Origin of the sequence: Spirulina subsalsa FACHB-351, from assembly GCF_026130165.1 — a bacterium.
GTDB classification, from domain to species: domain Bacteria; phylum Cyanobacteriota; class Cyanobacteriia; order Cyanobacteriales; family Spirulinaceae; genus Spirulina_A; species Spirulina_A subsalsa_A.
The window spans coordinates 1-11,673 of sequence record NZ_JAIHOM010000140.1 but is presented as its reverse complement, the minus strand read 5'-3'; the positions used below and the strand labels follow the sequence as shown (position 1 = coordinate 11,673).

The 11,673-nt window shown below is 50.0% G+C and carries 7 protein-coding genes and 1 pseudogene; 5 read left to right on the top strand and 3 right to left on the bottom strand.

The features are described from left to right. Positions 1 to 81 precede the first annotated feature (81 nt). A complete protein-coding gene (locus tag K4A83_RS19660) occupies positions 82 to 1,350 on the bottom strand; it encodes an aspartate aminotransferase family protein (RefSeq protein ID WP_265266382.1) in 1,269 nt (422 codons plus the stop codon). 115 nt (positions 1,351 to 1,465) lie between these two features. Between K4A83_RS19660 and K4A83_RS19655 the strand changes: the two genes are divergently transcribed. Next, positions 1,466 to 2,521, top strand: coding sequence for a potassium channel family protein (locus K4A83_RS19655; RefSeq protein WP_265266381.1), 1,056 nt, complete (start codon positions 1,466 to 1,468; stop codon positions 2,519 to 2,521). Here the strand turns inward: K4A83_RS19655 and K4A83_RS19650 are convergent. Both K4A83_RS19650 and panD read right to left on the bottom strand, forming a co-directional pair. Beyond that, on the bottom strand, positions 2,511 to 5,624 hold the full coding sequence (locus tag K4A83_RS19650; protein ID WP_265266380.1) for a cyclic nucleotide-binding domain-containing protein: 3,114 nt from the start codon (positions 5,622 to 5,624) through the stop codon (positions 2,511 to 2,513). The two genes, K4A83_RS19655 and K4A83_RS19650, sit on opposite strands and share 11 nt — an antisense overlap. 154 nt (positions 5,625 to 5,778) lie before the next feature. Further along, positions 5,779 to 6,195, bottom strand: a pseudogene (gene panD, locus K4A83_RS19645) (aspartate 1-decarboxylase); the annotation flags it as partial. Between the two features lie 74 nt (positions 6,196 to 6,269). Between panD and K4A83_RS19640 the strand changes: the two are divergent. The 4 genes from K4A83_RS19640 to tftA all read left to right on the top strand — a co-directional run bounded on the left by K4A83_RS19640 (position 6,270) and on the right by tftA (position 11,601). Continuing rightward, positions 6,270 to 7,196 carry a histone deacetylase family protein gene (locus K4A83_RS19640; protein ID WP_265266378.1) on the top strand — a complete coding sequence of 309 codons (927 nt, stop codon included), beginning with the start codon at positions 6,270 to 6,272 and terminating at the stop codon, positions 7,194 to 7,196. A 213-nt stretch (positions 7,197 to 7,409) separates the two neighbouring features. Continuing rightward, the gene (locus K4A83_RS19635) at positions 7,410 to 8,228 is read left to right on the top strand and encodes a tetratricopeptide repeat protein (protein ID WP_265266377.1); all 819 of its coding nucleotides are present in this window, start codon (positions 7,410 to 7,412) and stop codon (positions 8,226 to 8,228) included. Between the two features lie 113 nt (positions 8,229 to 8,341). Continuing rightward, a complete protein-coding gene (locus tag K4A83_RS19630) occupies positions 8,342 to 10,066 on the top strand; it encodes an EamA family transporter (RefSeq protein WP_265266376.1) in 1,725 nt (574 codons plus the stop codon). A 185-nt stretch (positions 10,067 to 10,251) separates the two neighbouring features. Then, positions 10,252 to 11,601: a hormogonium tapered terminus morphoprotein TftA gene (gene tftA, locus K4A83_RS19625; RefSeq protein ID WP_265266375.1), complete on the top strand. Its 1,350-nt coding sequence runs from the start codon at positions 10,252 to 10,254 to the stop codon at positions 11,599 to 11,601. Positions 11,602 to 11,673: the final 72 nt, after the last annotated feature.

Genomic DNA, 11,673 nt, shown 5'->3' with positions numbered 1-11,673 from the left:
AGGGACTAGGGAATAGGGACTAGGGACTAGGTCTGCTCCCCCGCTCCCCTGCTCCCCTGCTCCCCCGGGAGTGCATACCCATTACAAACGGGAGAGCGCCCGTTCCAATTTGTCCGTAGCTTCCTCTATTTCATCAGCCGAGACAATCAAGGGTGGGACAAAGCGCACCACTTGGGGACCGGCTGGGACTAATAATAAGCCTTCATCCATTGCCGCTTTAATAATCTCAATGGACGAGAAACCTGCTGTGGTGTGGAGTTCAATGCCGTTGATTAACCCCCATCCTCGTACTTCCGCGAATACATTCGGGGCTTTTTTGGTCAGCGCCCGGAGATTTTTCCGCAACTGTTCCCCCCGAGCCTGAACATTTTGTAGGAGATTCTCCGCCAACAAGGTTCTCCCTACCGCTAAACCGACTGCACAAGCAAAAGGATTGCCCCCAAAGGTACTGGCATGATTCCCCGGTTCAAACACATTACAACTGTTTTTACACATCATCGCCCCAATGGGAATCCCCCCGGCTAACCCTTTGGCACTGGTGAAAATATCCGGTTCAATGCCCAGATTTTCGTACCCCCAGAGTTTTCCGGTGCGTCCCATGCCCACTTGCACCTCATCCAAAATGAGCAGTAGACCCACCTCATCACAAATCTTGCGCACCCGGAGGAAATAATCTAAATCCCCCGGACGGACACCCCCCTCACCCTGTAAGGGTTCTAACATAATCGCCCCGACGCGGCGGTTGCCCTCATCGAGTTCCCCGATGGCATTTTCCAGCGCCTCAATATCGTTATAGGGGACATATTCAAACCCCGGCATCAGGGGGTCAAAATCCTTTTGATATTTCGGTTGTCCCGTAGCGGTAATGGTGGCTAAGGTGCGACCGTGAAAACTGGCTTTCGCCGTCAAAATGACTGGGTACTGAATCTCTTGGACAACATGGGCATATTTACGCGCCAATTTAATCGCTGCTTCGTTGGCCTCTGCTCCAGAATTACAGAAAAACACCTGATCGGCACAAGAATGATTTACAATCCATTCGGCGAGTTCCCCCTGTTCCCGAATATAGTAGAGATTAGAGACATGATGGAGTTTTTGGATTTGCTCAGTCACCGCCTGTACCATAGCCGGATGAGCATGACCGAGGGTACAAGTGGCAATCCCAGCGACAAAATCTAAATAACTTTTACCCTCACTATCCCAAACGCGACAGCCCTCTCCCCGTTCTAGGGCAATGGGAAACCGTCCGTAGGTGTTCATCACATAGGTATTGAAGCGGTCTACCTCAAAGGGAGAATTTCCGGTAGAAGTGGGTACGGCAGGAGAAGGAATAAGAGTTTCTGGACTCACGGGCTAACTCCGTATTTTCATAATAATTTGGGTCTTTACCAAATGTTAAACGGAATCCTGCTGAGATTTGGGATTTTAGATTTTAGATTTTAGATTTCAGGGATAGAACGAACAAATGGCTCGCGTTAGCAAGCAGGAAAAGCGTTTATGGCAGGAACTGTTAGGTGGACTTCTGGGCCTAGGCGGGGTTTTCTGCTTGGGGACTTTTTGGTACTGGTATGTTGAGGGCTGGTCTTTAACGGAAGCGGCTTATATGACCATGATTACCCTCGCCACGGTGGGCTTTTCAGAGGTTCGACCCTTAGATGATCGCTCCCGACTGTTCACGATGGTATTAATCGTATTGGGGATTGTTTCCATTGGTTACATCGTCAACCGCTTTACGGAAGCCATCATCCAAGGCTATTTTCAAGAAAGAATTCGTGAGAGGCAAAAGAGACGCTTGATTGAGAGTTTCCAAGATCATTACATTATCTGTGGCTATGGGCGGATGGGGCATCAAGTGGCTTTGGAGTTTGCGGCGGAAAAAATTCCTTTTGTGATTGTTGATAGTGACCCGGATTCGGTGTCGGAAGCCCAACATGATGGTCATATGGCGGTACAAGGGGATGCGACGCTGGATGATTGTTTGCTGGATGTGCGTATTGACCGGGCGGCCTGTTTGGTGGCGGCCTTGCCTTCGGATGCGGAAAATCTCTATACGGTGCTGTCGGCAAAAACCTTGAATCCTCAACTGCGCACCATTGCCCGGGCTAATAATCAGGAGGCGGTGCTGAAGTTGAAGCGGGCGGGGGCGGATGCGGTGGTGTCGCCCTATATTACGGGGGGGCGACGGTTGGCGGCGGCAGCGTTACGCCCTCGGGTGATGGATTTTGTGGATGGAATTATTACCGGGGTTAATCGTTCGTTGTATCTTGATGAGTTTTTGTTATCTTCTAATTCGGGGGGCTGTGTGGGAAAAACCCTTAGCTCTACTAATTTACGGGCTTTATCGGGGGCGTTGGTCTTGGCGATTCGGCGGGAGGATGGCACGTTAATCGGGGGGCCAACGGGGGATACGCGCTTGATGGAGGGGGATTTATTGATTTGTATGGGGACGGCGGAACAGTTGCGGACGTTAAGGCACTTGTTGGGGGGCATCCACCCGTTTGGGCGACGACCTAAAACTTGAGGATTTGGGTGAAACTGAGGAGGAGACGGGGACAGGTGTTAATGGCTCGCTCGAATTTTTGCCGGGAGAGGAAGAGGACGGTGCAGGGGGTGGTGGCGATCGCAAATCGTCGAGGAATGCCCCCTTGTTGAGGGGTGGGACTGTCATCAAACAAACTCATCTCACAAAAGGTTTGCCCGCGACTAATGACGCTTTCTAGTACCCCAAACCCTTCCCCCACTCGCATTTCCACCCGCCCGGATTCGACTAGATATAGACCGGGTTTTGAGGTGTGGGAGGTGTAAATAATGCTGCTGGGGGTGTAACTTTTTTGATCCAAAATGGGGTTCAGGGCGAGGAGTTCCTCTAAAAAGAGGTGACGGAAAAAAGGGGTTTCTTTCAGAAAGAAGATTTGATGGAGAAACCAGTCATTATCGGGTAGGTTTTCTTGATAGCCCAAGGTCAGGGAGTAGGCTAAACGCTGAATCAGAGGATCTGGGTCGGTGAGTAATGATTCTCGGAGCAGGGAACGGTATTGGGGCAGGTTTTGGGAGATGACGAATAAACCCCCGACGCGAATCCAACGATCTGGGGCAGCTAAGACTTCCTTTAATAAGGTTTCTGGCTCTAGTAAACGGTCGGAACGGGAGGGGAGATGATGCTCTAACAGGGGAACTAAGGGCAGAACAAAACGACGATGTTTGAGGGAGAGTAGGGTTTCTACGGCATTGGCTTGTAAACGGGGGTCGGGACTGTGGAGAATTTGCCGAATATCCCGCAGGGTGCCTTCTCGATCTAAACAGGAAAGGAGGTATAAAACCCGGTGTAAGAGCCGTTGTTGATAATCTTGGATGATGACGGCTAATTGTTCCCACATCGGGGCATCTAGGGGCATTTGAGACAGCCAGCGCTCGGTTTGTTGCAGGAGTTGGTAGTGGGGTTTAAAGGACTGATAGAGGAGGTGGGTGGCTTGGGGGGTGCGCACTTTGGCAACACTGGCGATCGCGGCTTCTCGGACTTCGGACCGGGTGGAGTTTAAGTAAATATTAGCCACTTTTAACCCGTCATTACCATAACTGGCTAAGGCACTGGCGGCCCACATTCGTACATTTAAATCCTCGTTGTTGAGTCCGGTGGCAATGGCAAGGAGTAAATCGGGATGACGGATGATGCCGAGGAGTTTTAAGGCGATCGCCCGCACCAAACCATCCGACTCCGCTAAATAAGGCTCTGCCCACTTACCCAAGGCCAAATCCCCCGGCCGGGCTAGCCTCGTTAAGGCCTCTAAACCCTGTCTTGTAATCTCTGTGGGAGCATCCGCGAGTAAGGTTTGCAGGAGGGGGATAAATTGGCGGTTCTGGGTGCGGCGAACCGTGCGGATAATCGTCTGTTGGGTCGCCGTTTCTAAGGGAGACAGCCACATCTCCCGACAGATTTGTTGTAACTCGATTTCCTGACGGCCCACCGCGGCCACACAAACTAGAGCGCGGATTTGGGGGTTGAGACTGGCTAACAACTGCTCCAATTCTGAGGGGGAAAAGGAATAGTCACTGGCAATGAGAGCTTCTAGGGCAAAAAGACGCGATTCCGCCCCTTCTGCCCTCAGTAACTCCCGTAAATACTGCACCATTTCCGGGCGGCGACGTTCACTAAAATAAGTGATTATAGCTTGACGAATTGCCTCATCTGTGGTGTTGAGCAAAGGCTGCACCAAGGGGAGAAACTGCTGGCTAGCTTCGGCTCGGGTAGCCAATTCTAGGCCTAAAATTTGATCACTGCGTTCTTCACTCGTTAACAGGTTTTGAATTTGTTCCCGATAGGAACCCGGCAAACGCAATCCTTCCTGCACATCCTTCACTTTCACGACTCCTGTCCTCAACATGGTGAGTAAGGATTGCAGATAACTCTTCCCCATTTGATAACGCAGGACGAAAAACGCCCCACTTAACACCAATCCCCCATAGCCCACCTGTAAAGGGGTTAAAAAGAGTTGGCAGAGTTGTAATAATACCCCAGCCGTGGCTAATCCCAAGGCGAAAAACAACCCATTGCCAATCACCCGCACCCGCCCCACCAAGGCATAAGGCACCGCATTATAATTCAGGGACTGGATGGGTTGATTCAAACTGTCTTCAATGCCGTTGGTGTTTAAATTGGCAAAGACGGCCGTCCCTAAATTCCCTTGCCAGACTAACCCCCCAAAACTGGCTAAGGTGGTGAGGGGGTAAATTAAACTAATCCCTGTGACCCCTAACAGGCGAATTAAGGGCTTGGTGACTAGGGCTAATAACACTAGAGGTAAAATACTATTCACCACCCGCACAATGGCGAGAAAACGGGTTAAATCTTGGTCATCGGCAAAGGTTTGAGAGTAGATGCTGTAATACTCAAACTCGGCAAAACTGTAGAGTAGGATAAATAAAAAGGTACTACTGCATAAAAAACCAATAATGGGATATTTGCTCAACAGGTCGGGCAAATGATTTAAGCTCTTCAGCAAGGATTCTGGAGGCTGGAGGTGGCAAACTTCGAGGGGGGTTTCTGTTTTCTCCAGATAGAACAATTGACCGATCATAACCCCATAACAGAGGGGCAGGTAGAGTAACACATCTTGGGGAGATACCCACGAAACTAACCCACTGAGTAATGCCCCGCCCAACAGCCCCCCCACCGCGTTGGCCATGCGCAAAATGGGGGTGTAGCGTTTCCAGTCCAAACTGGTGAAATAATCGGAAACTAAGCTGGGGAATAGAACCTCAGTCATGAGAATCCACTGCACATACAGCCCAATGTGGATCAGGTAATAAATGGGTAAGGTGTCCAGAGGCAGGAGAAACCAAGCGAGGAAACTAAAGGCAATGGCTACTCCCAATAAAATCCGGCAAAGTTTCGGGCGGCTAGTGGTATCGACAATTTGGGAGAGTCCCCCATAGATGGGAATGGACAGAATCCCCATTAAGACATAGGACAGAGGCAAATAGGCAGCCCCGGCACGATGGAGAAAGAGGGAAGTCCCCAAGGTCAAGGCAATTACGCCAAAGGTGGTGCTTGAAACGGCTAAGAATAACAGGTGAAGGAGGCCCCGTTGTTGAATCGTCGCTCGCTCAAAACTGGGTTGAATCATAGGGAGGGGGAGGGTCTAGAAAAGAAAAATTCGGGGAGGGTGGCGATTCCACCCCTCGGTCTAACATTTCGTCGGGGTCGTTGTCGATGGGTGGACGAGGGGGAGGAGGGGGCAGGGGTTCCATTTCAGTGGGAATGGCCGCTTTGAGAACCGATTCACTCTGAAAATCTAGCCTTTCTTGGGCAAAATTGGGGATGACTTGCTGCACCAATAATTCTTGACATTGGTTTTGAGCGTTACTGATGAATACGGTGGCCTGATGACCGGTTTTGATGACTTCGGCGCGATCGCGCTGGGCAAAGGCCACAATAATCACCGCATCCCCCACCCCACACAAATGACTGGCGGCTCCATTAATCTCGATGCAGCCGGATCCAGTTTCCCCCGGTAAGACATAGGTGCTAAAACGATGGCCGTTTTGGGAATTATAAATCTGAACTTCTTCTAAGGGGAAAATTCCCACCTGTTCCATTAAACGCTGATCAATGGTGACACTACCCATATAGTCGGGATTGGCGCGAGTCACCCGCACTTGATGGAGTTTAGCGTGCATTAAACGAATTGTCGTCATAGAAAACCTCCCAGAAATCGCGGATAATAAATCAACAATCCTCAATTAACTCCTACCACTTATTCAACTCATCTATGTTCCCCATTATTTATTCTGACCGTTTTCTCGACCATGATACGGGGTCTTTTCACCCGGAACGTCCTGCGCGTTTAACGGCGATTGTGAACGCTTTAAAAGCCGCCTCTTTTGCCCATCAGTTAACGTGGCATTACCCCACACCCTTAACAGAACGCAATGTTCTGCCTTGGGTGCTACAAGTCCATACTCCAGATTATCTGGAAGAGGTGCAGGCGATCGCACGCCGACGGGGAGGAGGCATTTTAGATCCCGATACTCCAGTTTCTCAGGGCAGTTATGACATCGCCCTTTTAGCGGTCAGTGGGTGGTTAGATGGAGTGGATCAGGTTTTAGCCAACAATCGCCCGGCCTTTGTGGCGGCCCGTCCTCCTGGCCACCATGCGGAGCCCCAGCGCGGGATGGGGTTTTGTTTATTCTCCAATGCTGCGATCGCCGCTCATTATGCCCTAGAACAGCCCGACATTCAACGAGTGGCTATTTTTGATTGGGATGTTCACCACGGCAACGGCACCCAATGCGCCACGGAAACCGATCCCCAGATGGCCTATTGTTCTTTACATCAGTCCCCTTTTTACCCCGGCACCGGACAGGCCTATGAGCGGGGAATGTATAAAAATGTCTTAAATATCCCCCTCCGCGCCGGCTCTACTGTTAGAGAATATGAGTCAGTGATTAAAGGGCAAGTCATCCCCTTTTTACAACACTTTCAACCTGATTTAATTCTAGTCAGTGCTGGGTATGATGCCAATGCTGATGATCCCCTAGCGGGGATGAAGTTATATCCAGAGGATTATGGTCAATTTACCCGTTTATTACTTCCCCTTACCCCTCGTCTCTTATTTGGCTTAGAAGGGGGCTATGATTTGGACAGTTTAGGTCAGTCTGTGGTGGAAACAGTCAGCGCTTGTTTGTCCCTAGGGTGACAAAATCTGAAGCTGTTAAATTTAGGTACGGCTTGCTGAATAACTCTACTCGTGGGGCTAGGGAAAAGCTTAATTTTAAGGGATTTAGGTTCGGTTAATAGAGTCCAATTTAAGCATTTAGTTTCACGATTAAGATAAAAATGTTATATTTTAACCTGGGTTAAAACTCATCCCTTTATTTCGACTTTACAAGGATTTAAGCCAGAATCAATCATGGGTCATTCAATTACAGTGAATACAGAAAACTTTGCCCAAGAAGTGGTAGAAACATCCCATCAAAAACCGGTGCTGGTGGATTTTTTTGCCACTTGGTGCGGGCCTTGTCAAGTGTTAAAACCGTTACTGGAAAAGTTGGTGCAAGAATACGATTTTATCCTAGCAAAAGTGGATATTGACCAGAACCCTGAGTTGGCGAGTCAGTTTGGAGTCGAAGGAGTGCCAGATGTGCGAGTGGTGCAACAAGGGCGGGTATTTTCGGGCTTTGTCGGGGCGACTTCGGAGGGGAAAATCCGTGAGTTGTTGGCTCAGTTGAACCTCAAGTCTAGCCTAGAATTGGGGCTAGAAGCGGCGAAACAGGCGATCGCCCAAGGCAATGCACCCCTAGCCAAACAACAGTATGATCAGTTATTCGAGCAATTCCCCGATAGTGCCTTAGTAACCATCGAGGCGGCTAAATTTCTCCTGCAAGTCAATCAACCCGAAGCCGCCCAAAAAATGTTAAATACTATTGACTCATCCGATCGGGATTATGCCCAGCAAATCCAGTCCCTGCGCTTATTAATTGAGTTGACAACAGCCGCTAAACAGGGGGGAGAGAGTGAACTCGATCGGAAATTTGCCCAGGCCGCCCAGAATGCCCTCTCTGGGGACTATGAGGAGGCATTACAAGGGTTTCTAGAAATTGTGGAATGCGATCGCCAATACCGCAAGGACGGAGCCAAAAAAGCCCTCTTATCCCTCTTCTCCCTCCTCGGCCATCAACACCCCCTCACCCAAAAATACCAACAAGAATTAACCCTGCTTCTATTCTAAAGAGATTCTGTAGAAAGTTCATTTAAGACCAGATTTCCCGTAAAATTTTCTAGTTTTCTCATAAAAACCGAGAAACGAGGAGAAAGCTGCGTCACATTAAGGGTTAAAACATAATGATGCCATCGGAACAACCGACCGGGAAAGAACCAGCCCATCGCCCCCGTTACACAGACGAGGCCCTCCAAGCTCTAACCCGAGAAATTGAGCATCTACGGCAAGACATTAGTGGACAACTCAATCAGGATGTCCGATGGCTACAGAGCGAGAAATCCCGTCTGATTCAAGAAATTGAAGATCTGCGCGCTCAATACCACCACTGGCAAAGTCAACGTCAAGAAGCCCTCTCCCATGAACAACTGGCCCAGCAACAACTCTGGGCCAAACAATTTGCTCAACTCCTCACCAGCGAGTTAAAAGAACGGCTCAAAGCCAATCCCGCCGCCCTCGCGGCCTCTGCCGCCAATGGGGACCCCTACGCCAATCTAACCCATCTCGACAGCACCCTAAGCCAAACCTTCCACACCCTACAACAGGACTTAACCAGCTATCAAAGCAACCTCTCCCAACAACTCAGTCGGATGCACAGCATGGAATCTCAGGGAGAAGTGATTCTACAGGCCTTTATCCACCAAACCTTTCAGGCCATCCAAGAAGACCTAAACAGCTATCAAAGCACAATCTCCCAACAACTCAACCGGATGCAGCATCTAGAACGGCAAGGAGAAGCCATTCTACAGGGTTTAGTCGAGCAATTGGGAGGATTACCCCTCAAGCCCTCCCCTGCCCCCTCTAGCCCCCCAAAAGCCCCCCTCTCCCCCTCCAAACCCAGCGCGGCGGTTCCCAGCACTCCCCCCCCAGCCCAACAAATCCGGATCGGGATTTTCTTTGCTCTGCTCTCCTGTGTAGCCTTTGGACTGCAAAATATTATTACCCGCACCATTTTGTTTAAAAGTAGCGTGTTAGGGGTGTGGGAAGTGGGAGGGATTATTAGCCCTAGTCTAGGCAACTCCATCTTGATTCTCTGGTTGCGGATGATAGTCGTAGTGCCTTTAGTGGGGGCGATAGGCACAAATATTTATCAAATTGGCGCTCAACCCTTTTGGCAGGATTTGGGGCAATTATTTAGCGGCCAGAAAAACCGTCTGTGGCGGAATGTTCTGGGGAGTGCTTTCTTTTTGTTTATCTCTCAAACCCTAGCCTATATTGCCTTTGGGAACTTAGAAACCGGGGTCGTCACGACCTTAATTTTAACCTATCCCATTATCACCATTTTGTTATCGCGGGTCTTTTTTGGCGATCGCCTGACCTCCTTCACCATCGGCATGAGTCTAGTGGTGTTTTTAGGGGTGATCATCATTGCCATTCCCTTTGGTGCAACCATTAACCTATCCTACACAGGAGTATTCACAGCCCTAGGTTCTGGCCTCACCCTTGCCTTCTGTGTCATTTTTACCAAGCTTTGTTTTAAAGACATTAATCCCGCTCCTTTCACCCTGATTCAGTTCTTTCTGATTCTGATTTTTTCCGGTTTAGGGAGTCTCTTTTTCTGGCAAATTGTCCCCGACATCCGTTTTGATGGGGACTTGTTACCCCATTTACTCATTGCGGGGATTCTCCTAGGCCTCACCACCTTGGGCAGTTATTTGTTCCAGAATTTCGGCATCCACTGGGCCGGGGCTGCCCTTTTCTCAGTAATTGCCAACACCGGGCCGGTTCTCACCTCCCTCCTCGCCTTAGTGTTGATAGGAGAAACCTTGAATTGGCAACAAATGGGCGGAATTGTTTTAATTACCGGGGGGGTGGTAGCCTTAGCGGTTAAACGTTTACGAGAAAGCTAATACAGTCAACCTTGACTTTGTAATCAGTCAGCCGTATTCCCGCTTCCCTAGATTTTGTATGATTGAACAAAATAGCGACGCATTCCCCCACCTCGCGCCCTCGCAGGTGGGGGTCAAGGAGCCGCCGACCTGACAAGCCTCAGGTTGTAGAGTAGTTGTTAACAGTTGCAAGGAACACAACAGTTATGGGAAGGATTTTTGTTTCCGCAGGACATGGTGGATCAGAAGGAGGACGCATTGATCCCGGTGCAGTGGCCGGAGGAACAACCGAAGCACAACAAATGATTTTATTGCGGGATGTGATTGTCCCCGAGTTGCGATCGCGAGGTTTTGAGGTCTTATCGGTTCCTGATACCCTGAGTTTGCGGGCTACCATTACTTGGATTAACGAACGAGCGCGTTCTGGAGATGTCGCCATTGAAATTCATGCCGACTCCTTCTCAGATCCCACCGCCCGAGGTGCCACCGCCTTCTATGTGGCCGGAAATCTCGACCGCAAAAAACACGGGGACATGATTCTCTTATCCCTGATCCGCCGTCTGCCTCAACTCCCCAGTCGCGGATCTCGACCAGATACAGCCACCGGAGTGGGAAGACTGGCTTTTTGTCGAGATATTGCCATTGCTTCCATCCTCCTAGAAGTGGGTTTTCTCTCCAATCCTGAAGATCGCGCTTTAATGATCAATCGACGGCGAGATATGGCGTTAGGCATTGCCGACGGTTTAGAAGCCTGGAGCCGTGAAGTGTCTGGCACCAGCCCCAAACCCCCCATCATCACCCATCCGGTGATTAATATTCAAATCAATGGCCAAGTCTATGAAGAACAAGGGGTCTTGATTAATAGCAACTCCTTTATTCCCATGGATTTGGTAGATCGATTGAATGTGGATCTCTCCCAAAAACCCAATATTCGCCTAGTGGAATATCAAGGGGTGGTCTATGTGAAAGCGGTGGAATTGCGGGAATTCAATATCAGTGTGGGTTGGGAAAATGAAACTCGGACGGTAGTATTGCGATCGCTCAATCAAACCTGTCTCACCACCATTGATCGCATCATGGGACAAGGGAGAACCTCCGAAGTGCAACTGATCATGTTCCTAAAAGCCAACCACGAAAGCGCGCTATCCCAATTCCCCGATCTCCCCCGTTTCTTCCGGGAAGAAGCCGCCCTAGAAGGAGTTAATCATGATATCGCCTTCTCTCAAATGTGTCTCTCTACCAACTTCCTCCGCTTTGGCGGACAAGTCACCCCCTCCCAGAACAACTTTGCCACCCTCGGCACCGTGGGAGGAGGCGGTTATGCCAGTTTCCCCAGCGCTCAAATTGGAGTGAGAGCGCAAATTCAACACCTCAAAGCCTATGCTAGTCTTGAACCCATGGTTCAGGAAATCATCGATCCCCGCTTCCGTTTCGTCACCCGAGGCATTGCTCCCACCGTCGCTAAACTCTCGGGTAGATGGTCTTCCGATCCCCTCTACGGTGACAAAATTCTCGCCATTCTCCGCCGTTTATACGAGTCAGCCGGGATAATTTAGGGAATAGGGAATAGGTGATAGGGAATTTCTCCCCTGCTCCCCCGCTCCCCCGCCCCCCCGCCCCCCTGCTCC

What these genes read in the sequence shown, in the direction of transcription:
- K4A83_RS19630 (WP_265266376.1), top strand. Translation starts at nt 8,342, where the DNA reads ATGATGCCATCGGAACAACCGACCGGGAAAGAACCAGCCCATCGCCCC.
- tftA (WP_265266375.1), top strand. Translation starts at nt 10,252, where the DNA reads ATGGGAAGGATTTTTGTTTCCGCAGGACATGGTGGATCAGAAGGAGGA.
- K4A83_RS19650 (WP_265266380.1), bottom strand. Translation starts at nt 5,624, where the DNA reads ATGATTCAACCCAGTTTTGAGCGAGCGACGATTCAACAACGGGGCCTC.
- K4A83_RS19655 (WP_265266381.1), top strand. Translation starts at nt 1,466, where the DNA reads ATGGCTCGCGTTAGCAAGCAGGAAAAGCGTTTATGGCAGGAACTGTTA.
- K4A83_RS19640 (WP_265266378.1), top strand. Translation starts at nt 6,270, where the DNA reads ATGTTCCCCATTATTTATTCTGACCGTTTTCTCGACCATGATACGGGG.
- K4A83_RS19635 (WP_265266377.1), top strand. Translation starts at nt 7,410, where the DNA reads ATGGGTCATTCAATTACAGTGAATACAGAAAACTTTGCCCAAGAAGTG.